Genomic DNA, 26,692 nt, shown 5'->3' with positions numbered 1-26,692 from the left:
TTTTCAAATCACTGGCTATGTTTGCTTAAGTGGCGATTCATGGCAGAACGCAGGTGCGTAATTCAGTACGGCGGCGGATGGCGAACCATAGCGCCATGAACGTGCCGGCGCAGATAAAGACGATGGTTGGCGCATTGCCGAACCTGACGTAAGGAGTCGCGCCGCTAAACCCTTGCGCCATGCCCGTCAATACGAAGGTTTCGTGCGAAGGCGCCCGCCTCACTACCCGCCCGCGTTGATCAATGATGGCCGTGGCACCGGTATTTGTCGCCCGTAGCATATATCGTCCGGTCTCGAGCGCCCGTGTCTGCGAGATCTGCAAGTGTTGCGGTATTGCCAATGAGTCGCCGAACCAGGCGATATTGCTGAGATTGACGAGCAGCGTCGCGTTAGGCAGGGCTCGAATGATCTCCTCCCCGAACACATCCTCGAAACAAATGTTGGTTGCAACCTTCTCTCCGGCGACCTTAAGTGTCGCCCCGGCCGGTGCACCAGGTGTCATGTCCGTGAGTGGGATCTGCAACACGTTGAGAACCCATCCAAACAATGGCGGGATGTATTCGCCGAACGGCACAAGATGTTGCTTACGGTACGTCTGCGCCGGAGAGGTGCCCGTGCTGATTGCACTGTTGTAGTAGCGAATACTGCCGTTATGATGAACGCGCTCTACAATACCAATGATCATGTCGCCATTATTGTTTGCGGCATGCTGCGCAAGTGATGTCGCGTATGCAGCAGACATCTGATCGGCGAAAACTGGAATCGCGGTTTCGGGAAGCACGACCAGTTTCGCTTGGCTCTGTCGCGCCAGAGACAGGTACGACTGCAGCGTTGGGGCCAACGCATCTGCACGCCATTTCCGGTCCTGCGGAATATTACCCTGCAATACCGCCACGGGGATAGGCGTGGCCACCGGTGAGGTCCAGGCGACCTGCTGAAGAGCAGCACCGATGATCCAGAGACCAATTCCGATTGCAACGGGAATCGCTCTCCTTACAACCGCACTTGGGAACAAGGCCAGCAGCAGTATCGCAGCGGTGAGGGCGACGACCGCTGACAGGCCATAAACACCGAACACGGGCGCATACCCTGATAGTGGGCTGCCCGGAATTTGGGAATAGCCTACAGTCAACCAGGGGAATCCGGTGAACAGGGTCCCACGTAACCATTCTGAACCGACCCACAACGCCGGAACTGTCATGATACGGAATGACAAAGCCGGAGAATGCGCGTACCAGCACACCGTACCAAACAGCGTTGGGAACAGGGCAAGAAACGCGCAAAACAGGCCCGTTGCACCCACAGCGAGCATGGCAGGCATTCCGCCATAGGTATGCAGGCTGATGAACACCCAACTGACGCCTGTGCCAAACATGCCGAGTCCAAAGCAAAATGCTGCCAACGCGGCACGGGCGGCCGAAGCTTGCGCTGCTACCAACCGGAACAAGCCGGCAAGGGCTACCACTGGCACCAAGAACAGATGGAAGGGGGCGTACCCCAACACCATTGTCATGCCAAGAACAAGTGCGAGCACGTAGCTCACTACGGGCCTATCGAGCACGACATTATCCAGGCGATCCCGCCTGCGGGCGTAGCTCGGGAAGCTATTGATTCTGCTTAGGTGAGTCATGTGGCCTTCTTATGGTCCCACGGCCTGCCGCCATCTGTCCTGCAGCCAATGGCCGGCTAGCTATGGGGCGGAATCGTGATGGCCTTGGATTCGGGTGGATAGCACACGCCGAGAGCTTCGTAGCAGCCTTGATAGTTAGTCATCACCATTGCCGCAGCTTTTGTGTTGCCTTCAAGCTGGACGGTAACGATAAACGACGCTTTGAAGACTTCAGATCGACCGAAGGTTTTGTCCTCCTTGGTTACGGTCGGCGGAAAGTTGATTCGCGCGATGCGCACCCCCGGGGCGTCTTTGAGCGCGATCACCATGCGCTCGCGATACAGGTAATAGCCTGGCCGAACCGAATAGTCGAGCGCAATGCGCGTGGCGTCAACGCGCCTGGCCTTTACGGAAAAGGCTAGGTCAGGCGACACAGGTTCGGCTGTTTTTCCGATGAGTTTTTCAACCATGCCGCCTTGTGCGAATGCAGCAGGCGTCGGGATAACCGACAGTGCCATTACAAATGCAATCACGGCAGGGGTTGCATAAAAACGGAAGGCGAGATCAACCATGGGTTCCTCGTTGGACAGACGACTCAGTCGGTCGCATGCTGGTCACCACCATCAGGGCGGCACCGCACACAATCCCCATATCAGCGATATTGAACGCCGGCCAGTGCCAGCCGGCCCAATGTAAATCGATCCAGTCGATGACGGCACCTCGGACAATCCGATCGTAGAGATTGCCGGCAGCGCCCCCGGCAATGAGAGCAAACGCCATCCGTACGGTCCTTGTCAGCGAGCCATTGAAGAGGATTCCAGCACCCAGCCAAGTGATGACAGCAAAGGCGATCGTGGAAAAGAAATAGCGCTGCCAGCCACCTGCGTCGCTAAGAAAGCTAAAGGCGGCACCCGGATTGAGCCAGAAGCCAAGGTTGAAGAACGAAGTGATCGGAATCGATTCCTGTAGAGCAAAGGAACGGAAGATGGCTTCCTTGGTCGCAAGATCCGTCAAAAAGACCAGGATCGCGACAACGACTGCCAGTTTCCTGGCAGGTTTGTTTGATGGAATCATGGATCTACCTAAGCTGAAGAATCCGGCGCGCGCCGTTCAGCACGATGACGCCAATGATCGTTCCGATCACCAGGTCAGGGTATGAAGACTTCGTCCAAGCCACCAGAAGACCGGCAGTCATGACTCCCAGATTTGCGATGACATCGTTCGCCGAGAAGATATAGCTGGCCGTCATATGGGCGCCTCTGTCTCGCTTCTTCGATATCAAGACGAGACATGTCACATTGGCTACCAAAGCAATCAGGCCCACGCCCATCATCAGCGCTGATTCCGGTTCACTGCCAAAGATAAAGCGGCGAACGACTTCAGAAAGCGCTCCTACTGCCAGGAGAAGCTGAAGCCAGCCGGCAAGGTGGGCGGCTCTCGACTTCAAGCTGGCCGCCTTACCGACGGCATAAAGTGCAAGCCCGTAGACAGCCGCATCTGCAAACATGTCCAGAGAGTCAGCAATCAGGCCAGTCGACTCCGCTAATAAACCGAGAGCAAGCTCGAAGACGAACATCACGCCGTTGATTGCCAGAAGTGTACGCAGGGTACGTGCTTCGGCCGCATCTTCGGCAGCTTTTGTTTTCACAGTCGCCTGCCCAGCCGTAACGTGCACCGATTCACGAAGCACAGCGCCCAAATTCAGTCGCTCCAAGCGATTGAGGACAGCATCGGCGTCGCCACCGTGGATGGCCACAACCTCGCGCTTGGAGAGGTTAAAGGAAAGAGAACTGATGTTTGATAAGTCACTCAAGGCCATCCGAATCATGTTTTCCTCCGAAGGGCAGTCCATCTTCGGGACGGAGAAGGTGCTCTTCAGCAATTCTCCATCGGGTGCCGAAGAAGGCCGCACTTGGGAGTCTTTAAGGACTGCACCCAACTTCAAGGGTTGGAGTCGGGCAAGGATAGACTCTGGCTCGCCCTGATGCCTCACCTTCAACTCCTGCTGGCCGAGATTGAACGTCAATGACGTGACAGTTGACTCGTTGCCGAGCGCCATCCGAATAAGGTTTTCCTCAGACGGACAATCCATTTTCGGGATGGAGAAGGTACTTTCCCTATGTTCCGTCGTGTCCGTCAAGGGAAGGTCCATAGATTCGCGGAGTACCGCGCCCAGCTTCAAGGGTTCCAGGCGACTGAGAATGTCGTCGGGTTCGCCTCTATGGAGTGCTTCCAGCTCACGCTTTCTCAAGTCAAAGGACAATGACTCGACATCTTCTCTACTATTGAGCGCCATGCGGATGAGATTTTCTTCCGAAGGGCAATCCATTTTGGGTATGGAAAAGATACTTTTGCGACGACGGACATTCGATTCAGACACTATTTGGCTCCAGGCGATTCTACACACTGGTAGAGGATAGACCTTATACTAGGTATAAGGTCAATGGAGGAATGCATGAAAATTGGTGAATTAGCTAAAGCAACAGGTTGCCAAACAGTAACGATCCGGTTCTACGAGCGCAAAGGCTTACTAGGGAAGGCAGAGCGATCGGACTCGAACTACCGTATCTACGCGGCTAAGGATTTGGAACGGCTTTCTTTCATCAGAAACTGCCGTTCACTGGGATTGACGTTGCAAGAGGTCGAGCGGTTGGTTGAAATTCACGACAACCCAAGTGTTGATTGCAGTGATGTGAATGCATTCCTAGACAAGCACCTTGTAGAGGTCGAAAACCAGATGAAGGCTTTGCAGGCTCTTCGGGATCAACTGAAAGAACTTCGAAGCCAGTGCACGGTACCCGGAGCGTCTTCCGGATGCGGTGTACTTTCTGTGCTGGCAAACGAAACTGCCTCTCAAGCAAAATTAGAAGATGAACACTCAAGTGAATCGGCTTAAGTCATTTCACAAGAAGCAGCTTGATGATGCCATACACTAACAACCACGTAGCTAAAGCTTTTACTAAGCATCAGATGCCAATGGGGAAGTGCCATTATTTCTTCGTATATCACTATTTGGGACCTACACGCGAAAACGATAGAAGTTTCCTTATGTAAAGTCCTTCACTGTTTCTGGCGTAAGAAAGAAGTATCCACTAACCTTTGAAGGTTTTATGACGCCTGTTACGGGTTCTTATTAAAAACTGTTGAAAAGCATAAAAGGACTACGAATTGGAAAAAACGCACGAAAAACCGGCCGAAGTTGCTACCAATTCCCGCCAGGGCGGCTTTTGTAATAAGTGACTGTGGAACATCACTAGAGCTACGAGGCCTTTAAACCATTCGCCAATCTAAAGGCCTCGCAAATCCTTAGCTATGTACCGGTGTCCCGTTGAGGGCCGCGAGGAAACCCTCGAACAACGGAATCTCACGGTGGTCAGTCAACACATTGACAAGAGGCTTGAGATTTTTATAAGTCAGAAGTACGTGCCCTGTACTGACAATGGACGCTGCCGATTCAAGCGCATTCTCGACTGTTCCTGCCCATCGTTTCCAACGACTTAACTGCTCGAATGACAGTAGATCGATGTTCAGGTCGTTAAGAGCCTTGATGTTTTCTTCCAAGTCCAGCACCAGCAGCTTTTTGAGATTGTTCTCCGGGTATAGTGCTTCGAGGCCTGCTATTTGGGCAATCGTCTCATGAACATAGTGCGGTCTTGGTAAAGACTTCTTCTGATCGTTCTCCATTTTCTGGATCTCCTGTTCCGTAGCTTCCCGTGAAATGATGAGGGAATTAGACTTGGTCTTCACCATGTCAGCTACTTGTCTGGAAATCTCTTTCGGACAACGCGTGGAAGGAGTAATCAGTAGATCACTATATCTATGCACCCAATCTGCACCTTTGGCTCCTTTTCGCATCGCCTCAATACGAGCCCGCAACTCTGGCAACCGGAGCTTGAAATTCCAGAGAAATTCTCTGTTTTCTTGTTCAGTGAGGTCGCGGTCGAATTGATTAGCCAAAATCTCGAAATTCACTCCGAAGTATTTCCTGCCGCAGTCTTTGCCAATGTTCGTCTCGTGACCATCTTTGGTCGTTACGATGTACCCTCGTGAATGCAGAGTACGACAGTGCGACAGACCACAAGCAACCTTATCTTCAAACTTATAGCGCCCAATGATGGTGTCTAGTTTGTGCGCTGATGCGTCGAGATCCTTTACGAACCCGAAGCGGTTTTGAATCTCATCCCAATTTTCTACCTTTATAAGGCCTTTGGATGTGCTGATTGTGATCATTAGGCAGGCTGGCGAACGTGCGTCAGCAATAGTTGGAGGAATTCCTATTTTAAACGGTGATAATGATGGTTTAAACCCAATAGCTACCAGATTTATGGCTTTATCCATGAAATTTGCTGGTTTTTGGGGCTATCGTCGAACCGTTGGATGATTAAACTACCGTCGAAAGATTTGTGGCCGAAAACGGGCAAGAAAGTCTAAATTTTCTGTCCACTGAAATGAAGTGGGCAACAAAGTCCGAATGCCCCGAAAACTATGCCCTCAAGAATATATTCGGACTTTCTTGCCCATTCATGATGTACTTTCTTGTCCGCTGACTACGCGGCCTGCGATATTAAACTTAACATAATAACAATTATTTCTATCTAATAGTACACAATTTAATCGTGCACTATTAGAGTACTTATTTGATACCTCCTTCAAAGGAACACACCGAATCGGTTTGCGTGCGTTAAGATCGCTGTTTTTCCGAGGCGCGGCAGCATCGTCGCTACATCCAGTTTATGAGCGCGGCTAAGACGATGACGGATCGCCCAGGCAGCAGTGTTTGTAAGTCTCAGTAAATTTATTGAATTCAAAACATGAAGCGCTTTTGAGCTGTAGCTTACTTGGCCCAGTCAACGCGCACTCTAAACTCGTTACGTTCGCTGAACGAGATAACCTTATCATGTTGAAGTCTTCCAACAACTATGCTTGGAGCGATACCTAGCGACTTTGCAAAGTCCGCGATTGCTACAGCACTGTAATCGCCGCCAGCGACAAAAGTGCGGTAAGTTTCTGGTGGAATTAGTAAGTCAGCTGCGAACTGATTGGCCTCTTCCTCTTCAAGCGCGTTTGAAGCCTTTTTTTGTTCAACGAAAATGTCTCTCTTCCCATGTAGCAAAATATGGCCGGCTTCATGAAAGAATGAGAACCATAATTGATCATGGCGCTTGTAATGAAGGCTTAGCTGAATCAATGCCTTTTCCGAGGAAAGCCAACGTGTTGCACCGCAAACGCCAAGCTTAGGAAATTCCTGAACGAGCACAACTGCCACGCCGGCCGCGGCGCACGTCTCAATCGTTGTTTTGATGGCCGTATTGATATCTTGATGCGCTGTTAGGGGACGGATTTGCGCCAGCGCGGTTTTGAATTTCGTCGCATCAAATGCGGCACAGTTAACTTTGCGCCCCTCTAGCTCTCCTCGTCTTAGCCACGTAGCAGTCAAACTCAGCTCATTGGAGTCATGAGTTGGCGATTTACGGAATGCGGTAGCTTCTTTTCCTCGACACCACACATCGTTCCAGGCATCTGGCGATGCAACGCCAAAGAAACTCAGTAGCTCTTCAACGAGCTCAACTTTATCATTTCGGGCTTTGATCCAAGCTCGCCGGATCATTTCGGTAATTGGAAAACCGGACAGCCAGTCAATGTGCTGACTCAACCGCTGTCGTTCGTCAATCCGAGCCAACGCCGCACGGTAGTTCTGTTCAAGTGCATTCCAATACGAAGACGGTACTCCGAGAACGCGCTCGAATTGCAGTGCCGTTTCAGGCGTGATTGCAGCTTTTCCTTTTGCAATCTCGTTAATAGTCTTTTTCGGACGCCCTGTTCTTTCTGCCAGATCAGCCTGCGAAAGGCCGAGAGCCTCCAGCAACTCGATCAGACTGTCGCCCGGCGGAATTGCGTAGTTCGGCGTGAATGGTCGTTGCGCGATTTTATTAGTCATGAGTTCCACCCAGGGCAAGGATTCGGACTGCAGTTACAGAGGCCAAATCGATCTCTTTTGCGGAAGTGGCAGCTCCCGAGTCGAGAACGGGTTCAAAAAGGATGCGGTTAGTCGAAGAAACGCTGACGGAAAAGCGGGCCATTCCCGCTTGCTGAGTCAGCTTGAGCATGGGCAAGGCAGCTGCCACAGCAAGGCTCTCCGTCGCGGCCAGATCAAATAGCCGTTGGCAAGCCTTACGAGCATTTGTCCCGAAAATCTTGGCGAGCGCGCCTTCTGATAGTGCAGCAGCTTCTATTTCGGAAGATGCATAGAAAATTTCCATTGTCCCGCGAAGATACTTCCCTTTGTGAAAAATCGCAAGTCACGACCACGGCAAGGGTTAATTTTTTATTATTAACCCAAAGGGTTATCAATATAGTTGACATTAACCTTTGGGGTGCATATCATTTGATTGCCATTGCGAAATCCAGCAGCGCCGCACTTGGTATTCGATATTGACGCGTTAACCAATGCATTGAAAGAAAGGCAACAAGATGCAACAAGCGACACCTGACCGCGAAGACCAAGTGACGATTCATGACAAAAAGCCCCGCTTTGTCGAAGTAAAGATTGATGGCGACCCACGCGAAATCGCGGCGGACACCTATAACGTTGCAGCGCTGAAGAGCTTGCTGGGGGTACCGCTTGATTACGAGCTGGAATTGGTTAAGGGAGGTAAATTCCATCCGCTCGCCGATGAAGACACCTATAAGGTACATGGCCACGAGGAATTCCTTTCCCATGTACGCTGTGGAGGATCGTCGTGAGCATCGGTCATGACTCTCTCGCGGAACTCGCGGCGCTGGTCTCGGCGCCGCGGGTGATGCCCGACAGCGGCATCGACTATATCTTTCTGCCGGGGTTGAAGATCGCTGTCGGAGACGAGGAGCGCGTTCTCGATGCGTTGCTCTGTCCGGTTCAGCATGTCGGCTACACCACCCGTCTCTTCCTGGCCGAGCCGATTCCGCAACGTGGCCAGAACTGGACCGTACATAACATCCTGGGCCGGACGTGGCATACCTGGTCATGGAACAACGTTCCCTCCAGTTTATCGCCAATGAAGATTCTTTCTGCACACCTGGGAGCCCTCCGATGAAAATCACGTTCAAGATGACGCAAGGGCTGTCGAACGAAATTCATCGGGATCTTTCAAGGCCGCACGACTTCGCGGCCGAGCGAGTGGGATTTATCGCCTGTGGCGCGTCGAGTTTTGGTGCGAATGGCCTTTTGCTTTTGGGCGATACCTACCATCCCGTTATGGACCAGGACTATGTCGACGACCCGCGTGTCGGGGCCATGATGAACTCCAACGCGATCCGCTCGGCGTTGGAGATCGCCTATAACCGGAATGTCGCAATGTTTCATGTTCATCGTCATGAGCACTCCGGAAAGCCAAGGTTCAGCCGCATTGACCGTCATGAAAATGCGAAGTTTGTTCCCGACTTTTTCAAGGTTCGCCCTTTTTTACCCCACGGGGTAATTGTCCTAAGCCATGACTCGATGGCCGGGTTGTGCTGGCTGCATCGTGATAAGCCCCCAATTGAGATTGACGGCTTTGTTGTTGTTGGCCCCCAAGTACCCGGATTGAGAGCAATCGCATGAGTATTCGACATTCCCGCCAAGATTTTTTGGGTGACAAGAGCCAAGAAGTGCTAGCCAGTAGCAGGATCGGTATTGTCGGTCTTTGTGGCGGCGGTTCGCATGTGGCGCAACAATTGGCTCATACTGGCGTCGGCAATATTGTTGCTGCAGATTTTGATCATGTTGAAGACCCCAACCTCAATCGCATGGTCGGCAGTTGTCCTGGTGATGCCCGCTTACGACGCCCAAAGCCCCACGTGATACGCGACCTGATTCTACGAATAAATCCGGAAGCCCGCGTCGAGATCGCTGGACGTTGGCAAGAAAGTGGAGACTTGTTGAGGACGTGCGATATCGTAATCGGATGCGTAGACAGCTTCACCGCCCGCGACGAACTCGAGAAGTTCTGCAGGCGTTTTATGATTCCATATATCGACATCGGCATGGACGTGCACTGCGTAGCGAATGGTTTCGGCATATCAGGTCAGGTTGCACTCTCCATGCCTGGTGGGCATTGCTTGTGGTGTAACGGGATTTTGACAACTGAGCGATTGAAACAAGAACAACAAAACTATGGCGCGGCTGGCGGCAAGCCACAAGTGATTTGGCCAAACGGCGTCTTGGCTTCCATCGCTGTCGGCCACGCCGTTTCGCTTCTGCTGCCGTGGAACTCGGACTTGCCGCTGCCTTCACTTATCCAGTACGACGGGAACCGTCATATCACGCGCCCTGGAGCGCGCCTGCAATTTCTCAAGGATGTGCCTTGTCCTCACTACTCCGGTGAAGGGGAAATTGGAGATCCGTTTTTTTCCGTAACCAGTTTGAATTTTGATCCCACTGCCTGCTGACCGGGCGACACGAATTGTGGTCTCCCGGCCTTGCTTAGCCTGTCGATGCTGGCCAGGTTAATTGCATCGAGAGATCCGATGGCAGAGCCGTCCAGCTAATCGCTGGCCCAGACAAGAGGTGCTGGCACAGTAGCGCCAGAATCCTGTCAAAAGAATAGAGGATCGACTGGCCCTTTCATACACTAGCCCTGTCCACGGTCGATTGCTGTATGCCGGGACCGGGTGCCTAGCCCGATCCCGGCATGCAGCAACTACTAATGGCCTGCCACTTCTCGTGCCGGCGAGGACAGGCGGGCCGCAAGCTCGTCATCGCTCAGGCTTGGATCTAACCACCATGGCATCTTCAGATTCGCATCAATCCCGCTCAAATAGCAGGCAATTGTCCATTCGGGCAGCGGCTCGACCGTTATGTAACAGGGCTTGCCAGGCAAGTCGCCGATTTCCTGGACGGATTTGACACGGTTGCAACAGGTCGAGATGAACTCATAGCTCACTTCATCCAGCAAGGCGATCGCCTGAGGAACGTACAGAATGAATACCGTGCGGGCCCAGGCTCGCACCTCCCCGTTAGCAAACAGATACTGTTCGTCTGCGAAACCTTCGACACTGAGCCGCAATCTCGTCTTGCTGCCGCCTTGCAGGATGTTTGGCATCTCCGCTGCGACCAGAGCCTTCAACCCATTGATAATGTGCCCTGCCGCTTCAGCTGCCGCCTGCGGGTCTGCATGCCGACGAATCGGGAGCTCGATCACCTGCGGACCGCGTGTGATTGCACCCTCAGGGCACGGCAAGTCGTCTGGATCGCCGATGAGTAATACGCGCCTGCCGGTCAGTTCCGCGAGTAGGTCTCGCGCCTCTCGCATGTTGTGCAAGGTTTTGGGGGGCAGGACGCCGGCGTGCTTTCGACTGCATCTGCCGTCGTTTGGGGCATGCAACGATGCCTTATTGTGCTGCTGCGTGCTTTTCATGCGAATTTCTCTCCCAATCGATGCGCACTAGAAGTGCGTACGCTACAAAGAAGACCTTTGCCGTCTCAAGAGACGGTTGGCTGTATCGGCCCGCTACTGACGTCTCTTGATTACAGCGTACTCAATCTCCGGTGATCTGATGCACGTTTTGGGACGCAGAATCCGGGATTATTTCGGAAATGTTCAAGTTCCTAGACTGTGGATCCAGGCGTGAGGATGGCAGTACCCTGCGCTGATGTGCGGTTGGCGTGTAGGAAATCGGGAAAAGTCAGGCCCAAGTGTGCCGCTCCGTCCCTGGGGCACTGGCAGTCTTCTGCAAGCCGCGGCTAAAAACGGATGGCGTCACCAGGTCTATCCCGCCTCCGTATTTGCCCATGCCTGTCTTCAAAAAGCCCGCCTACGATTGCGATGCTACCCTTGCCTCGGATACCTTCCGTCCCGAGTCAATCGCTTAAACGGTCACGTTGGAAGTTATCGTCATTGTCAGGAAGATATCGTAGCAGGTCTACCATTTCACGGGATACGGTTTCCCGTAATACGCGCGATCGCTTGCCGATACTGCGTGCGTAGGCCAGCTCCAGTATTTCATGGCGCTTGGCTGCGGCCGTGCCGAGATAATATGGATCCGGCATGATCCCCACACGTCCCAAGTCCAATCGATCGCTATCCCAACAGGTTTGTACGGTGCTGCAGTCATTCAGTCGCTCGTTGGTATGCCCGCGACAGGCTTCCACCAGCGCGTCGAGCTGCTCCGCGCTCAGGTTAAATAGCACGCCATTCTTTCGCAGTGCGTACTCCGCAGCGCGCGGCCCATGCTGAGGATCGTGACCGTCGTTATGACGCTGGCTGTCGTGAATGAACGCGAATAGCTCCACGACCACTGGATCCGCACCGCTGTACTGAGACAAGAGCAACCCGTTATAGCGCACACGCGCCCAATGCGCCGGACCATGAGCACTCGTGTGCGGTAGCGAAAAATTGTTCATGACATCCTGGATCAGCTCGCGGGTGACAGCGCTCTTGTTCATTTCTTTCCATTCCAAGTCGAGATACGGCCAACTTGCCACCACAAACCGGCTGTCGCAATCGTTTCAGTATAGCGGTTGCAAATCGTCTCGTGCCCGCGAAGGCTGCAGGACCTTCAACCATTCTTTGACGGTCTGTCTTACATCGACCAATTTTCCACGGCTTGACCTGTTGATCGATATTCCAAATTGTAGAGATATCTTGTATCGTATTTCTCTATACAAAAATTCTGCAATCCATTCAACCTGATGCCCTCCGAAAAGAACGTTTCGATAAGCTTTCGCGTTTCTCCCCGCTTCAAAATGCTGTTGGAGGCCGCCGCTGCGCGGGAAAACCGCAGCTTGACCAACATGATGGAAACCCTGCTATTCGCCTACTGTGAACGACATGGGGTTCGCGAAGTTCAACAATCACCGGAAGGCTCCGAAATCAATCACATGGGAGCCGAGGAATGAACGAGGCAATTTCCCGCGTGCTGGAGCTGCTGACGTACATCGAAAAAGCGGAACGGCTAAAAATCAAGCCTGCCTTTTCTGTCCCGACCGACTATTTTGTCGCGCATCAGCATGAGCTCAAAGGACTGCCGGAGGTCCAGTTCCATCTACAGACAGACGGGGACGACGTTTGGCTGCGCGTGCCGAGGCTGTTGGAAATCGCAGCACCGGACCCGGGCGACAAGCTTCGCCCGTGGGTGAACCTGCCGAAGAGTCCTGATAAGCAGCCTGAGCTGAAATCAGAGGTCGTTACACTGCATGGAAAGCGGGAAGTATTACGTCTTCGTCTTGCTGATCACCCGGACATCAAAGTCATTTTCGACTGGTATGTGGCGAATCAGTGGGAACCTTGGGCGATGTCCGAGCAGCCAAGGCGGAAGACGATCGCCTACTATAATCATCTTTTCTCGCTCCAACAGACCATACAATCTGAGGGAGCGGAGACACCGATTGAGCTGGTCTGGGGGATCGGCTATGCGGCCTGGAAGAAGCCCGGGTTTGCTACCGCACTGAAGCATCCGCTGCTTGTACAGCCCTGCGAAATTAGGCTCAACGAACAAAACTTCGATCTGGAAATTCGTCCGCGTGACGTTGAGCCGCGCCTTGAGGCAGACTGCTATGCCGAAATGGATGTGGCCGGCATTCGTCAGCTCGAGGCGTTCTGGAGAAGCTCGCTGGCCACCGGCGCGTACCGTGTGAACCCTTTTGAAACATCTACCTTCGAGGGGGTTCTGAAAGCGGCAGTTGGACACCTGGACCCGTCCGGCGCCTATGAAGAACGTACGCAAGACGTCACACCGCCCTCACCTGAAGAGCAGCTCAAGGTGACTAACACCTGGGTCATTTTCGGAAGAAAACGGTCCGCCGACATTTTCCTGGAAGACGTGCGCCGGCTGCAGGAAAACCTCAAGACCATCGATTCGCTGCCTGGTGTTATACGCGGTTTTGTCGAGGTCGGCGATTCCGAGGTCCGGGTGCGTCCCGAACAGCCATTCAGGGGCCTGTCCTCCAGCGATAGTCCTGCAGGGGCTTTTGAGCTTTTCTTTCCTTTGCCTTACAACGATGAGCAGGTTTCCATCATCCAGAAACTGGAGAGCAATGACGGCGTGGTCGTACAAGGGCCTCCAGGTACAGGCAAGACACACACGATTGCCAACGTCATCTCGCATTATCTGGCAAACGGCAAGCGCGTACTGGTCACAGCCAAAGGCGAATCTGCGTTGGCGGTTCTGCAGGAAAAGCTGCCGGAGAGGATTCGTCCGCTAAGCGTCTCTCTGCTGTCCGACGAGCGGGACGGCATGAAACAGTTTGAGCATTCGATTCAGACCATTGCCTCGCGCGTATCTTCACTGAACCCGATCCGGGCACAAAGTACGATTGCTAGCCTGGAGACAGAGCTCAACCAGTTGCATGCGAAGATTTCCCATGTCGATCAGACGATCAGCGCAGTTGCCGGCAAACACATGCGCAATTATTCCTTCCAGGGTCGAGATGTCATGCCGGAGGAACTGGCGAAACTAATCTTGGCACAGCAGGAAGAACATGACTGGTTCGATGATGAACCGTCGCCGGCAAAAGACCAGAAGCTACCTCTTGACGATGCGGACATACACACCCTGCGTCAGGCGAGAATTGCCGTCGGAGAGAACTTGACCTACCTCGGTATGAGCCTGCCCTCCCCGGCCAGCCTTCCAGCATGGACCGAGCTTCTGAATGTTCATCGTGACTTGGTCAGGGCGCGGGCGATTGATGAAAAGGTTTCACAAGGCAATATCCTCGCGCTAGTTGATACGCGTATCGAAACTCTGGAAAAAGCCCGAGCGCTCGTCACGTTCCTGGAGGACCGGGCCGAACTCAAGCAAGCGCTTGCAAGCACGAACCAGCGCTGGATTTCGGCTTTCACGAGGCGCCTTTCCCAAATGCTTCCGGACGACCCGCTCCTAACGGCGCTACAGCAGTTGATGGCGGACGTGCGCGTGCTCGACAGTACCAGAAAGGAACTGCTCGCCAGAGCCGTGGAAGTGCCTGCGGGAGCAGAATCGCACGAGGACTTCAATGACGCCCTTACGCGTCTGGTAGCAGGAAAAAGCGCATTCTCTCTTCCGTTCGGAAAAGGTGACGCACGAAAGCTTGTGGCTGCAGTGACGACCCTTGGAGTGCCGCCGGCGGCCAAGGAAGACTGGGAATGTGTCCGCCGGCTCTGTGCATGGCGCATTGACGCGCGCAAGGCCATCGCGCGGTGGAACGCACTGGCAGGTGAGTTCGGGCTGGAGCCTGCAGCTGACACGACCGACGGGACATTCAAGATCATCGTGGCAACACAGGAACATATCGAGACCGCACACCGGCTCGTGTTCGAGTTCAACGGGAAACTGCACGGGCGCCTGACCGAAGTTTTTGGAAAACAGACGGCGGACCGCATGAACAACGGCGGAGAGGCAACTCTGTGCATTGTCCTCGAAAGCCTGCATGCCCATGCCGACAAGGAGCGTCTGGCCTATGCCATGAAACGCCATCGGGAGTTATTGCAAAAGCTGGAAAGCCACAGTGCAGACATTGTGACCAACCTGCGTATTTTCTTGTCAAAGACCATCGGGCAGGCCTCCACTGATGAGGCAGCACTGGAAGTGACGTGGGCTGCAATGTATGAAGATCTTGCCCGCGTGTTCAAGCTGCAACCGGCACTGGGCGACATCAAGCGTGTCACGGCGGTCATCGACGCTGCTGGTGCGACTAACTGGGCCAATCGTCTGCGCACACAGCCCGCCGGGTGCGACAGTGACCCGGTGACGCCAGTGCGATGGATGGAAGCATGGCAATGGCGGCAAGCCGTCATGTTTCTCGAGCAAATCGACGAGCACAAGAAGCTGCGGACGCTATTCGAAGAGCGACGAAAACTTACTGCTGCCCTGGCGCGGACTTACCAAGACCTCATCGCCGAAAAAACTTGGCTGGGTGTCCATAACAACTCGCCCGTCAGTGTGCGCCAGGCGCTGCAGGCCTATCTCAACGCCGTCCAGGCAATCGGCGCTGGCACGGGTGTCAAGGCGGTCCGATTCCGAAAGGATGCACGTGAAGCGATGCAGCGCGCATATCAAGCCGTTCCCTGCTGGGTGCTTCCACAATGGCGCGTTTCCGAGACCATTCCACCTATCGTAGGTCTGTTTGATCTGGTGGTGGTCGATGAGGCGTCGCAGTCCGACATCTGGGCGTTGCCTTCGCTGTTGCGTGGCAAAAAGCTGCTGGTCGTTGGCGATGATAAACAGGTTTCACCTTCCGCCGTAGGTGTTGCGAACGCGCATATCATGACGCTCATCAGTCGCTTCTTGCGCCACCAGCCACACGGCGCCCAAATGACCCCGGACAAGTCGATCTATGACTTGGCCAAGGTAGTGTTTGCTGGTAATTCAGTGATGCTGAAAGAGCATTTTCGTTGTGTGCCAGCCATCATTGAATTCTCAAACCGTGAATTCTATAAGGGTGACATCAAGCCATTGCGCTTACCAAAAGCAAACGAGCGGCTTGATCCGCCTCTGATCGACGTTTTCGTCAAAGGCGGATACAGGAAAGGCGATGTCAACCCTGCCGAGGCTGAGGCGATTTTGGCTGAAATCGAGGCGATCCTCGCAGATAAGCAGCTTGCCGGCCGCAGCCTCGGTGTGGTCACTCTGCTAGGCACTGCACAGGCAGCCCATATTCAGGAGCTAGTCAGCAGGCGGATCGCTCCAGCCGATGTACTGGAGCGTAAGATTGCCGTCGGGCCTCCACCCGTCTTCCAAGGGCGCGAGCGAGACATCATGATGATTTCCATGGTGCTCGCGCCTGGGGACCGTGCCGCACCAAACAGGCCAGACATGAATCAACGATTTAACGTAGCGTTGTCACGTGCCCGTGACCGGATGTACTTATTCAGGTCGGTACCGGAAAGTAGCTTCAACGACGACACATTGAACTCGCGACTCATCCGGCATTTCCGTCAACCCTTCCATCAGGACAGCGTCAAGGTACAGGTACTGCGCGAAAAATGCCAATCCGGTTTTGAACTTGAAATGTTCGATGAACTAGTCAAACGAGGATACCGTGTGCAGCCGCAGGTACCGTGCGGGGGATACCACATCGATTTTGTCGTGGAGGGTAACGAGGGAAGACGCCTTGCCATCGAGTGCGACGGAGACCGATTCCATGGACCCGGGAAATGGTCTGACGACATGTTGCGCCAGCGCGTCTTAGAGCGTGCCGGCTGGACTTTCTGGCGGTGTTTCGCCTCAAGCTTCGTGCGTCGCCGAAACGAAGTGCTTGAGGACCTCGAACAAACTCTGGAGCGACTCGGCATTGAGCCACTTGGCGCAGAGTCGGTCGACAACACGATCTGGGTCCACTACAAGGAAGTAGATCCGTTCGGCGTCGACGAAGGCCAAGATAACGAGCAGATAACGGGGATCGATGAGCCCAACGAAGAGTCGGAGGTCGCCGAATAATGCCGCGTCCGCTGATGCAACTCAAAATAACGGACCTCGAAGCGATGTTCGCCGAAGCGGGTACCGATACGAAACAGTTAAAAAAGTTGGAGGCCGAGCTCCAGTACCGCAATGTTCCGCGGGCTATTGCTTTACTTGACAAGGTACAGAAGGCGATCAAGCTCGCCAAGACTGCTTCCCTGGCATCGCCGGCCCCATGCAAAGCGGCGCCCGACTTGGAGCAGCCGTTAACGCCACCTCCAGGGCGACAGCCTCAATTATGGGATGAGCCCAAGTCTCCCCTGCCCGTTGCCGCTCCGGTATCGTCAGCGCCCGCTCACGCTGTTGCGAAACCTTCAACCAGCCTGCCGCCTGCAGCAGCGCTTCATCCTGCAAAACCGGCGACGCCCGTCACCACAGTCGAGGACGATGATGTCGAACAGGTACCTTGGCCGCTACCAGAGGAGGCCTACAAGATATTGAAGGTCGCTCCAAGCGCGAATTGGGAATTGATAGAAAAGGCGCGGCGGCAATTAGTACAACACTCGCATCCCGATAATCTTGCCACCTTAAGCCCGGATCGGCGCGCCCAGGTCCGTTATGAAGCGAAGCGAGCCAACGCTGCCTGCCAGGTTATATGGCAAAGCAGACAAGGATAACGGCGTAGTACAGCCCCTCAACACAGTGCTCTATGCCGGCTCCGTGCACTCAGTCAGTCCCACGCTTAACGCTACACGCAGACCCCGCCCCCGATGCGAGCACAAGCGGACATGGTGGTCTGCCGTAACTGCTGCGGACCGTGGAGATGGCTCCCGCCAGGGACGGGGCGCGTCCAGCAAGAGCGAGGATGCATTGTCATGAAACGAGATAAAGGACAACGGGCGCCGCCCGTCGGCTAGCTGCTTTATTTCACTTTGACCTTGGCAACGAGTTCTTTAAGGGCTGGGGCAGCCTTGAAACGCACGTTCTTCGACGCTTTAATTTTGATGGACTCTCCGGTCGCCGGGTTGCGGCCTGTACGGGCTGCACGCTGCGACACTGTAAAAGTCCCCAGATCTGGAAAGGAAAAGCGTCCTTCCTTCTTCAGGTTGGTGCCGACAAAGCCAAAAAGTTGTTCCACGATTTCTTTCGCTTTCACCTTGGTCAGCTCATGGTCGCCTGCAACTTTGTCGATGATTTCAGCCTTGTTCACTTCATTCTCCAGTCATAATTTTGAAATGGGTACCGTAAACAATGGTCGTTTTACGATCCGGTATCTGCGCACAAGTCATTGTAGGGTGAGTTTTAGCAACTGGCAATAGTGCCTGATCGTACGCGCGTCCCCGAAAGCACGCTGCCTGTCGTTGGCGGACGTCTTCAGTGCATAGCAAGGACTTAAAGCGTCCACAGTGACCTGCGTCGCCGATTCAAAGCAAGCTTAATTGTACGGTCGCCAGCTCAGCCTGTTCGCCTACCCACCTTTTAGCAACGCGTAACGAAACCGTTTTGTGTAGAAGCGAGCCGGCCTCACACCAATAGACTGTGTTACCCAACTCTCTGACGACCCGTATACGTCCGATACATATGGATCCACGCCATAAGGTATGACCGCGATACCCTCGCTGCCATACCGGCGATGTCCTGGCGCCGTTACGCTTGATTGTCCTGCGCTTTCGGATCGAATTGCCAACAGCAAGTTGGATTGCACTTGATCGCTCTTCCTCTCCACCTAATGTGAGAAAACCCGCTAGTTGCGTCTGCATGGGATTGGCATGGAAAGGTTCAAAAGAGGAATGGTGTTCACGATGACCTGTGGAGTTCGATATTGCTGTGCTGCCTTCCGCGGCATCAAAGCAATACCGCCATCCCTTGCAATATACCGTAACACACGGGACAGCGCATGATGAAACCGTTAGCTCGCGATCCGAGTAAATTGGGACGCAATTGAGATGGCTGGCGTTTTGTCTCGAGGCGGTTCCGTACAGATATGCCGTCGGTATGTCATTAGTGGATGACATACCTTCTTGCGTGCTTGATCAACAAGGTAGAAAGAGGGAGCGGTGCCCATGACGTTTGATAAGCGACGAGGTGCATGAACCGGCAAGTCGTCTCCATCTATCGAAAGGGACGAGGGTGGAATGGTCTTGGGGTATGCCATTTGTCCTTGACGTTTTAAAGTCGGTGAATAAACTGAAGCGCACATAACGGCCTCGAATCATGCCAGGCCATTCCCCCTGTATCGCCTATGGCTTATTGGAGATTGTGCATGAACGCAGCACCGCCTCACCAACCAGTGGAGTTGCACCTGAATTCTTATGATCAGGACGACCTGCCATTCGACTTCGATCCTACTCCTCAGACAATCGAGGAAAGCACATCAAACACCGAGATCGAAGACAGCGCGACCGATGGTACTACCGCAGAAGACGTAGATACGGCGTCACCGTTATTCGACGATGCCGTTGTGCCGACTGGGTACGATCGTGATGACAATCTGCCCTCTTTTAAACTGTATAGTGAAGAAGATCTACAAACACTGGGCAACTCATGCGCGACGATGAAGGAAGAAGAGGAATTAAACCGCGCACGCCGTCTGTTGGTGCAGTTAAGGACTTCCGGACCTGATCGAAAACTCATCACGTTGCCCGCTGACTGGGAGCGTAATCTCGACGCTCTGGCCTATACAATGCCGAATTTTGAGGAAGTCATTGATATCGTGCGAAGCGCATTGATGATCCAGGCGGCGAACACCCGGATCGTTCAGTTCGACCCGCTACTCTTAGTGTCGCGACCAGGTGCAGGCAAGACGCTCTTCGTCGAACGGCTTGCTCAGGCATTGCAATTACCGATGTCGGTGCACCGTATGCAAGACGCTCAAAGCGCATCCGGGTTATCGGGTTCGGAAGCACATTGGAGCAACGCTAAACCTGGTCTGGTAATGCAGAACCTCGTCAACGGTCAACACGGAAATTTCCTGCTCTTTATCGACGAGCTTGATAAAGCGAACAATGGGTCCAATGGGTACAACCCGACCAGCCCGCTGATTACCCTACTCGAGCCTTACACAGCACAAAGTTTCACCGATTTGTGCTTCCCGCAATTGCGTCTGAATGCAAGTCACGTTTGCTATATCTCTGCTGTGAACAACGTGCATTTGCTTTCCGAGCCGATTCTCAGCCGTTTCAGAATCGTCCACGTTCCACTGCCTACGCCACAGCAGGCAGTACAGATCGCACAAACGCTGATTGCAGCATTGCAGCGCGACTTACTCGGCGAGCGTCTGCACATTCAGTTTTCAGAAAGTGCATTAAATCGACTAAGCACCGAGTCGCCGCGACGCATGCGATTGCTTGTCAAGGAGGCGATTGGCCGCGCGCTGTGCGCCCAGCGTACCGTAGTCCAAGCCGAGGACATCGCAATTGGCGAAGCACCCCGCAGGTCGATCGGGTTTATGTGAGTGCTTGTGCCAGGCGTTGCAAGCGCCCTACATTTGCCCGGTGTCTGGCGCCCCTGCCATTTGTTTCAATAGGCTTTACCAGCAACGGGGACAAGTCGCGCGCCAAGGCTAGGGACGTGTGGGATCAGCGCGCGCTGATACCGTTAATCCAAAGACCCTGTCGAAAGCCCAGTTGAAAATGAATGTATAGCAGAGGAAAAAAGCAGCCAGCCCAAGATTCATCGCGAACGCCTGCCCCAGGCTGACGTTCAACCACCAGGTAATTGTAGGCACCAGGATGATGAGTAGGCCGCTTTCGAAGCCCACGGCATGCCCAATACGGCGTGTGATACTACGGCCGTGCCTGGCTTGCCGAGACTCCCACGCTTCGAATACGCTAGTGAAGAAATAATTCCAGGTTACCGCGATAGTGGAGGTGATCATTGACAGAATGGTCGCTGACGCCAGACTGCTGTTGGAGAGCGTTGAAAGGCTCAGGCTGCAGATGGCAATGGCGATCGTTTCAAAGACACCCACATAGACGATTTTGCGTTTGTAGCCCTGCACTGTTACATTCCATTCCTCTGTACGAAAAGACTATTCTACGCGAGCAGTCGGCGCGAACTAAAGTGCTCGACGGCACTTCGACGTTTCGCGCGTCGTATATAAGACGAGCATCAGACATCGAAAGCCCAGTGATTTCGCACTCATGTTCGACGTATAGCGTGAATGGATTGCCATTCGGTTTTTCCGGCAGTATGCAACCCTTGGCAGAACTCACGGACGTCAATGAAAATCCCGGCTTTTGACCGTATTCAGCGCTCCCAGCAGTGCTGTGTGATCAACGAGTCGTTTGGCGATCAGGTGCATTGAGGCGCCATCGCGCTGCCAGACGCCATAGACAGTCAGCAGCTTGGCGTCGAGCACTTCCCTCTTCTGCTTGTCAACCAGACTCGGCCAGACAATCACCTGCGTCGTCCCGGTCTCATCCTCGATGGTCACGAACATGACACCGTTGGCCGTGCCTGGGCGCTGGCGACCCGTGACGATGCCGGTGGTTCGGGCTAGCTTGCGGTCCGGAAAGGTCTGCAGCTCTTCGGCCGTATGAAGATTCATTGCAGTGAACCGCTCACGCAACAACGCCAGTGGATGCCGCCGCAGCGTCAGGCCGGTGCTGTGGTAGTCGGCGACGATCTCCTCGCCTTCAGTTGGCGCCGGCAGCTCGAGCGGTTCATCCTGGATGGGAGCGTCCCGTAACAGTGCAGGCATCGGCCGCATGCCTGCGACTTCCCATGCTGCCTGCCGCCGGTGGCCGGCCAGTCCGATTAGCGCATTGGCTTTGGCCAACGCTTGAAGATCGTGTGTGGACAAATTCGCGCGCCTGGCCATGTCGTCGACGCTGGAAAACGGCCGCATCGCGCGTGCCATCGTGATGTCATCGGCCCCCTTGATCGACAATCCTTTCACGAGCCGCAGCCCTAAGCGTACGATTGGCTGCCCGCTGCCATCGCCAGAGTAACCCTCTCGTTCTTCGAGCGTGGCGTCCCATTGGCTGACCATAACATCGATCGGGCGCACCTTGACCCCGAAGCGTTTCGCATCCTGGATCAGTTGGCTTGGCGTATAAAAGCCCATTGGTTGCGAGTTCAGTAACGAAGCGAGAAAGATCGCCGGCTCATGACACTTGAGCCATGCACTCACATAGACCAATAGGGCAAAGCTTGCGCTGTGGCTCAATGGAAAACTGTAGGACGCAAAGGCTTCACCGAATTTGGCCATGCGCCTCGCATAGTCTTCCGAGTAGCCTCGCTCCAGCATGCCGGTGACGAGCTTGCCGGTATATTCCTCGAGCTGTCCTTTCTTCTTCCACGAACCGAGCGCCCGACGAAGCTGGTCTGCCTCGTCTGCACTGAAGCCGCCGCAAGCCATTGCCAGCTGCATCAGCTGTTCCTGGAAGATCGGTATGCCCAGTGTTGGCCCCAGGATCTCGCGCACTTCCTCGCTGGGGTAGTCGATCGGCTCCAGACCCTGGCGCCTGCGCAGATAAGGGTGCACCATCTCGCCATGGATTGGCCCCGGCCGAACCAGCGCAACTTCAACGACCAGATCAAAGAACGAACGTGGCTGCATGCGGAGAAGCATCGAGCGCTGCGCGCGTGACTCGATCTGGAAAACGCCGACCGTTTCGCTCCGACATATCATCTCGTACGTTGCCGGATCTTCGCTGGGAACGTCCTGCATCGTAAAGATTTCACCGCGGCGCTCGCTGATCATGTCCAGCGCCCGCCGAATTGCCGAGAGAATGCCGAGGGCCAGGATATCAACCTTGATGAACCTGAGGTGCTCTATGTCGTCTTTATCGAATTCGATGACCGTGCGGTCTGTCATTGCGGCATTCTCAATCGGCACCAGTCGGCATAGACTGTCCTGCGCGATCACAAAGCCGCCGACGTGCTGCGATAGCTGGCGTGGAAAGCCCAGCAGGGTTTCGCTGAGGGACACCAGCTTCTTGACGACCGGTGAATCGGGGTCAAGGCCGTGCTCACGCAGGCCTTCCTGATCAATCGTCTTGCCATTCCACCAGTGCTGCGATGACGTCAGCGCGTTCAGCTGGGTGAAGTCCATCCCCAATGCTTTGCCGACATCCTTGATCGCCGAGCGTGGCCGGAACGTAATGACCGCGCCGGTGAGCGCAGCACGATGGCGGCCGTAACGCCGGTAGATTTCTTGAATCACAATCTCGCGCTTTTCGTGCTCGAAATCGATGTCAATGTCAGGCGGCTCGCTTTTCCGGCTACGACTGACAAACCGCTCGAACAGTAGGTTCATGCGTGACGGATCGACCTCCGTGATGCATAGGCAATAGGCGACGACCGAATTCGCGGCACTGCCGCGTCCTTGACACAAGATCTCCTGCCGGCGCGCAAACGCCACAATATCGCCTGCCACGAGAAAGTACATGTCGAACTCGAGTTCAGCGATCAGGGCCAGTTCGTGTTCGATGAGTTCCTGAATTTTTGTGGGAATGCCATTGGGATAGCGCTGGAATGCGCCCTGGTAAGTCAACTTGCGCAGATGGCTGGTCGGCGTCTCGCCGATTGGGACGATGTCATCGGGGTAACGGTAGCTGACCTCGTCTAGCGAGAAGGTGCACCGCGCGGCAATGTCCAATGTCTGCTCCAGAAGCGGTCGCGCATAAACCTGTGCAAGGCGGATGCGCTGTCGCAGATGCTGTTCGGCGTTGGGGTGCAGCTCCAGCCCGCATTCGGCAATGGACTTGCCAAGGCGGATCGCTGTGATCGTGTCATGCAGTGGCTTGCGCGAGCGCACATGCATGTGTACATCGCCGGCGGCGACCATCGGCAGCTGCGTCAATTTGGCCACGGTGGCAAGTCGCTCCTGCCACATATCATCATCAGGCATCTGCTGCAGTTCAACGGCGATCGCGACACGGTCGTGAAATGCCGCTGCGACCCACTCCGCCTGTTCTTGGATCGCCTCGTCCGGCTGCGTGCGGTCACCGATGTACAGAACATAGCAGCCCATTAAGTTTCGCAAATGCGCAGCATCGTGCCGAGGTTTGCCGTTGAAGACGATGTCGTCGCGCCGGAGAAGGTAAGTCCCCTTTGGCGCGCGGCGTCGTCCGACCGTCAGTAACTCGGCGATGTTTCCATAGCCGTCACGATTCATGGCCAGCAGCACCAGCTTGAGGCCGCACTCCAGCGTGATCTCGGTGCCGATGATCAGGTGCAGCCCGTACTTCTTTGCTTCCACGTGAGCGCGCACAACGCCGGCAAGTGAACCTTCGTCAGTAACGGCCAATGCGGTGTATCCAAGCCTGGCGGCGCGTGCCACTAATTCTTCAGGATGCGAAGCGCCACGCAGGAAACTGAAACAGGAGACAACATGCAACTCGGCATAGGCCGGTAGGATACTCAACATGTCTGGCCACGCTATGCAAAAAAACCATGCAGGTACCAGCCGGGTTCCTCGTCGTCGATGCTAATGCGGGCGCGGAAGACCCATAGCACCAAATGGCAGGATTCATTGAGCGCAACAAAATAGTCACGCTGAATCACTTCATCATCCCACCAGCCCGTCTCGATTCGCTCAGGTCCTATCAGCAGGCGCAACTCTGCCCCATAAAACGGCCGGTTGTGGCGGGTGATCAGCGGAATCGGATCTTTCAGTAGCCATGTCGGGCGCGGCGGGAATGACGCGCCGGATAATGGGCTCGGTGGCCGTGCTCCCTTGACCGGGACAGGCGCGGCATGGACGGTGCACTTCTCGGGCCGGTGATCCGCACTGATAGCGATCCTGGTAACCGCGTCGGGCCCGAGGCGGCTGGTCAACCGCTCGATCAGGCGGCCGAGCATTTCCGACTGGCTGGTAGCAGTCGGGAACAGTTCATTATTCGGCGCGGCGCGCTCTTCCAGTGCATCCGCCGACAACGTCATCTCAACCACAGACGACTCGAGAACGAGTTTCGCCAAGTGCTCTTTCATCAGCAGCGTCAGGTGTTCGAGGTCACGGCTGGGAGCGCCTAACTTGATGTCGATGCGGGTCGTCGGACTCTTGCCGAGGCGCACGGTTTCATGGTGCAGCGACAGGGAAAACTGGGTCACTGCGCAAAATCGCGCTGACAGAAAGCCTGTCATTTGCAGCAGTAATCGGCGGGCCGAGTGCAGCAGCAACTCCGTGGTCTCAATCCGGGCCCCTAGCTCGATGCGCTGGCAGAACCGCTCCGGCGCCTCGTACCAGGTGAACAACTCGGGCTCGCTGCCGAAGCAGCGATCGAGTTCGGTCAAAACGGCCTTGCCGAACCGTTTGACGATGCCACTGCGTGGCAGGCGGCGGAACTGACCGATGGTCCTGCAGCCGATAGCCTTCAAGGACTCGGCATGTGGCATCAGCGGCTCGATTAGCGTGGGCGGCAGGCTGTCGACAAGGTCGGCATACTGAGCATCGCCGGCGATGATGCCGTCGTGGCTTTGCGCGAGCCACCATGCTGCTGTTGCTGTTGGCGCCGCCGCGATATTGGCAGTTAATCCAAGCTCATCGAGCCCGTTCCTTAGTCGCTGTGCGATCGTTTCCACACCGCCAAACAGGCGCAGGCTCGCCGCTACGTTGAGGATCAAGCCAGAATGGCGTACTGCAACCTCGGGCGTGAAGTGCAGCGCCCACAATGCCGCTTCGGTGACCGCCCTGCCTTCGGCCTCGATGTCGCGCGACACCGGTATGACGCTGGCCGATCGTGTACGCGCGCCCGACTCTGACATGCCGGGCACGATGCCGGCTTGCCCCGCGCCGGCGCTTACCCACCCTACCCGCCCGGATTCGATGATGACGATCGGGAGCGTGGACCGCAGGTTGTCCTGCAGCGCCTCAGGCCAGCGTCGGAATGCCAGGTCGAGCGGCAGCTGGGGAAGGAACGAGGCGATCCACATGGGAACTTTCTACTGGTGGTGCGACGGCATTGCGCTGCGCCCGGTCGAGCGCGCGCTTCATGGAAGGTGAAAACAATGCTGGCAGCAGCACGGGCGCGGCGGCAGCAGGACCGCGACGCTTGAAGACGTCAACGGACAGCTGCCCGTAAGGCGCCGGCTCGCAATGCAGGCGCAACGGCGACGGCGACGGCTCAACCTTGGTACTGGCCGGACGCAGGATGAACGTTAGACTATCGACTGCGGCGGCGGCCACCTGCAGGCGGCGCAAATGCTCCGCTTTGACCGCTGGGTGCCAGCTGACCAGCGCTCCTGCACTCGCGCTTCTGAGGATCTGTTCTGCCGTCCACAGACGGTCGGCAGGCTTGTCCGCATGCACGATCAGGAGGTGTTTGATATCAATGCCATACTGGTCGAGAGCAGGCGCACTCAGCTCATGTGGAGAACCCAGCAGGACGACGGTCTTACCTGCCTGGGACACCATTTTCAGTGCTGGTGCCAAAACGCGGAACTCTCCGCCACCCTGGTATGCCCAGAGAAGCTCGGTCAAAACGGAGACGTTCCAGCCCTGGCCAGGTAACTCAGTATCTAGTGCGGCATAACCAGTGGAGATAGCCGATACTCTGGACCGTCCGAGGGCGTCAGCCCGCCAGATTGAATCGCGCAGAGTCTCCGCCAGTGCAAAAAACCGGTCACGCTTCTCTGATGCCGTGCTGTCGCTGCCCGATAAAATTGCCAAGTCTGCCTCTTCGATGTTTATTTGTACACGTTGCCACGTGTACACGAAACCCATGTATATTTATACAGTGTTTACGGCAGTATAGCGACGGTATGAAAGAAGTAAACTGTTGACCGCCTCAACGCTGGCGACAT

General features: G+C 55.0%; 23 protein-coding genes. 9 read left to right on the top strand and 14 right to left on the bottom strand.

All coding sequences use genetic code 11. The features are described 5' to 3' along the window. Positions 1-37: 37 nt before the first annotated feature. The 4 genes from lnt to IGW03_RS18800 are packed head-to-tail and all read right to left on the bottom strand — an operon-like array spanning position 38 to position 3,761. Positions 38-1,630 carry an apolipoprotein N-acyltransferase gene (lnt, locus tag IGW03_RS18815; protein WP_151638589.1) on the bottom strand — a complete coding sequence of 531 codons (1,593 nt, stop codon included), beginning with the start codon at positions 1,628-1,630 and terminating at the stop codon, positions 38-40. A 56-nt stretch (positions 1,631-1,686) separates the two neighbouring features. Then, the gene (locus tag IGW03_RS18810) at positions 1,687-2,181 is read right to left on the bottom strand and encodes a protein-disulfide reductase DsbD N-terminal domain-containing protein (protein WP_151638588.1); all 495 of its coding nucleotides are present in this window, start codon (positions 2,179-2,181) and stop codon (positions 1,687-1,689) included. Then, positions 2,174-2,683, bottom strand: coding sequence for a signal peptidase II (gene lspA / locus IGW03_RS18805; RefSeq protein WP_151638587.1), 510 nt, complete (start codon positions 2,681-2,683; stop codon positions 2,174-2,176). The genes IGW03_RS18810 and lspA overlap by 8 nt, the downstream gene beginning before the upstream one ends. Positions 2,684-2,687: 4 nt before the next feature. After that, positions 2,688-3,761 (bottom strand): cation efflux transmembrane domain-containing protein, encoded by a 1,074-nt coding sequence (locus IGW03_RS18800; protein ID WP_404822511.1) that lies wholly within the window; start codon positions 3,759-3,761, stop codon positions 2,688-2,690. Positions 3,762-4,064: 303 nt separating this feature from the next. Between IGW03_RS18800 and cadR the strand changes: the two genes are divergently transcribed. Beyond that, positions 4,065-4,505: a Cd(II)/Pb(II)-responsive transcriptional regulator gene (gene cadR / locus IGW03_RS18795; RefSeq protein WP_225984878.1), complete on the top strand. Its 441-nt coding sequence runs from the start codon at positions 4,065-4,067 to the stop codon at positions 4,503-4,505. A 410-nt stretch (positions 4,506-4,915) separates the two neighbouring features. Here cadR and IGW03_RS18790 read toward each other — a convergent pair whose 3' ends face one another. From IGW03_RS18790 to IGW03_RS18780, 3 genes are all read right to left on the bottom strand, one after another. After that, the gene (locus IGW03_RS18790; protein ID WP_225984877.1) at positions 4,916-5,947 is read right to left on the bottom strand and encodes a hypothetical protein; all 1,032 of its coding nucleotides are present in this window, start codon (positions 5,945-5,947) and stop codon (positions 4,916-4,918) included. A 496-nt stretch (positions 5,948-6,443) separates the two neighbouring features. After that, positions 6,444-7,547, bottom strand: a complete 1,104-nt coding sequence (locus IGW03_RS18785; protein WP_194724100.1) for a helix-turn-helix domain-containing protein — start codon at positions 7,545-7,547, stop codon at positions 6,444-6,446. Then, complete coding sequence (locus IGW03_RS18780; protein ID WP_194724099.1) at positions 7,540-7,869, bottom strand: hypothetical protein; 330 nt, start codon at positions 7,867-7,869, stop codon at positions 7,540-7,542. The genes IGW03_RS18785 and IGW03_RS18780 overlap by 8 nt, the downstream gene beginning before the upstream one ends. 211 nt (positions 7,870-8,080) lie before the next feature. Here IGW03_RS18780 and IGW03_RS18775 point away from each other — a divergent pair, with 211 nt between their 5' ends. From IGW03_RS18775 to IGW03_RS18760, 4 genes are read left to right on the top strand one after another with little or no spacing between them, the layout of a single operon-like run. Then, on the top strand, positions 8,081-8,353 hold the full coding sequence (locus IGW03_RS18775) for a hypothetical protein (RefSeq protein ID WP_194724098.1): 273 nt from the start codon (positions 8,081-8,083) through the stop codon (positions 8,351-8,353). Next, positions 8,350-8,682, top strand: a complete 333-nt coding sequence (locus IGW03_RS18770; protein WP_323744998.1) for a hypothetical protein — start codon at positions 8,350-8,352, stop codon at positions 8,680-8,682. Before IGW03_RS18775 ends, IGW03_RS18770 begins: the two co-directional genes overlap by 4 nt. Continuing rightward, positions 8,679-9,188 carry a hypothetical protein gene (locus IGW03_RS18765; RefSeq protein WP_194724097.1) on the top strand — a complete coding sequence of 170 codons (510 nt, stop codon included), beginning with the start codon at positions 8,679-8,681 and terminating at the stop codon, positions 9,186-9,188. Before IGW03_RS18770 ends, IGW03_RS18765 begins: the two co-directional genes overlap by 4 nt. Then, positions 9,185-10,015: a HesA/MoeB/ThiF family protein gene (locus IGW03_RS18760; RefSeq protein WP_194724096.1), complete on the top strand. Its 831-nt coding sequence runs from the start codon at positions 9,185-9,187 to the stop codon at positions 10,013-10,015. Before IGW03_RS18765 ends, IGW03_RS18760 begins: the two co-directional genes overlap by 4 nt. A 254-nt stretch (positions 10,016-10,269) precedes the next feature. Here IGW03_RS18760 and IGW03_RS18755 read toward each other — a convergent pair whose 3' ends face one another. Together IGW03_RS18755 and IGW03_RS18750 are read right to left on the bottom strand one after the other, a co-directional pair. Then, complete coding sequence (locus IGW03_RS18755) at positions 10,270-10,983, bottom strand: hypothetical protein (protein WP_194724095.1); 714 nt, start codon at positions 10,981-10,983, stop codon at positions 10,270-10,272. 443 nt (positions 10,984-11,426) lie between these two features. Continuing rightward, a complete protein-coding gene (locus IGW03_RS18750) occupies positions 11,427-12,011 on the bottom strand; it encodes an HD domain-containing protein (RefSeq protein WP_194724094.1) in 585 nt (194 codons plus the stop codon). Between the two features lie 246 nt (positions 12,012-12,257). Between IGW03_RS18750 and IGW03_RS18745 the strand changes: the two genes are divergently transcribed. Genes IGW03_RS18745 through IGW03_RS18735 form a run of 3 tightly spaced genes read left to right on the top strand, consistent with a single transcriptional unit; the run spans position 12,258 to position 17,619 of the window. Further along, positions 12,258-12,464 (top strand): type II toxin-antitoxin system TacA family antitoxin, encoded by a 207-nt coding sequence (locus IGW03_RS18745; protein WP_194724093.1) that lies wholly within the window; start codon positions 12,258-12,260, stop codon positions 12,462-12,464. Beyond that, positions 12,461-16,981 carry a PDDEXK-like endonuclease domain-containing protein gene (locus IGW03_RS18740; protein WP_194724092.1) on the top strand — a complete coding sequence of 1,507 codons (4,521 nt, stop codon included), beginning with the start codon at positions 12,461-12,463 and terminating at the stop codon, positions 16,979-16,981. Before IGW03_RS18745 ends, IGW03_RS18740 begins: the two co-directional genes overlap by 4 nt. Positions 16,982-16,995: 14 nt before the next feature. Beyond that, a complete protein-coding gene (locus IGW03_RS18735) occupies positions 16,996-17,619 on the top strand; it encodes a J domain-containing protein (protein WP_228535768.1) in 624 nt (207 codons plus the stop codon). Positions 17,620-17,864: 245 nt separating this feature from the next. On the opposite strand, the gene IGW03_RS18730 is transcribed toward IGW03_RS18735, so the two are convergent. Continuing rightward, the gene (locus tag IGW03_RS18730) at positions 17,865-18,152 is read right to left on the bottom strand and encodes an HU family DNA-binding protein (RefSeq protein ID WP_194724090.1); all 288 of its coding nucleotides are present in this window, start codon (positions 18,150-18,152) and stop codon (positions 17,865-17,867) included. 1,053 nt (positions 18,153-19,205) lie between these two features. On the opposite strand from IGW03_RS18730, the gene IGW03_RS18725 reads away from it, so the two are divergent. Next, the gene (locus IGW03_RS18725) at positions 19,206-20,396 is read left to right on the top strand and encodes an AAA family ATPase (protein WP_194724089.1); all 1,191 of its coding nucleotides are present in this window, start codon (positions 19,206-19,208) and stop codon (positions 20,394-20,396) included. A 108-nt stretch (positions 20,397-20,504) separates the two neighbouring features. Here the strand turns inward: IGW03_RS18725 and IGW03_RS18720 are convergent, their stop codons facing one another. The 4 genes from IGW03_RS18720 to imuA form a co-directional block, all read right to left on the bottom strand. Beyond that, positions 20,505-20,942, bottom strand: a complete 438-nt coding sequence (locus tag IGW03_RS18720) for a PACE efflux transporter (RefSeq protein ID WP_194724088.1) — start codon at positions 20,940-20,942, stop codon at positions 20,505-20,507. A gap of 219 nt (positions 20,943-21,161) precedes the next feature. Then, the gene (locus IGW03_RS18715) at positions 21,162-24,317 is read right to left on the bottom strand and encodes an error-prone DNA polymerase (RefSeq protein WP_194724087.1); all 3,156 of its coding nucleotides are present in this window, start codon (positions 24,315-24,317) and stop codon (positions 21,162-21,164) included. A gap of 11 nt (positions 24,318-24,328) precedes the next feature. Beyond that, positions 24,329-25,822 (bottom strand): Y-family DNA polymerase, encoded by a 1,494-nt coding sequence (locus tag IGW03_RS18710; protein ID WP_228535766.1) that lies wholly within the window; start codon positions 25,820-25,822, stop codon positions 24,329-24,331. Next, positions 25,761-26,612: a translesion DNA synthesis-associated protein ImuA gene (gene imuA, locus IGW03_RS18705; protein ID WP_194724086.1), complete on the bottom strand. Its 852-nt coding sequence runs from the start codon at positions 26,610-26,612 to the stop codon at positions 25,761-25,763. Before imuA ends, IGW03_RS18710 begins: the two co-directional genes overlap by 62 nt. Between the last annotated feature and the right edge of the window lie 80 nt (positions 26,613-26,692).

The sequence above is a fragment of the Noviherbaspirillum malthae genome (assembly GCF_015352985.1).
Classification (GTDB): Bacteria; Pseudomonadota; Gammaproteobacteria; order Burkholderiales; family Burkholderiaceae_D; genus Noviherbaspirillum; species Noviherbaspirillum malthae.
Note: the sequence above shows the minus strand (reverse complement) of the source record. Positions and strands in the feature narration are given on the sequence as shown.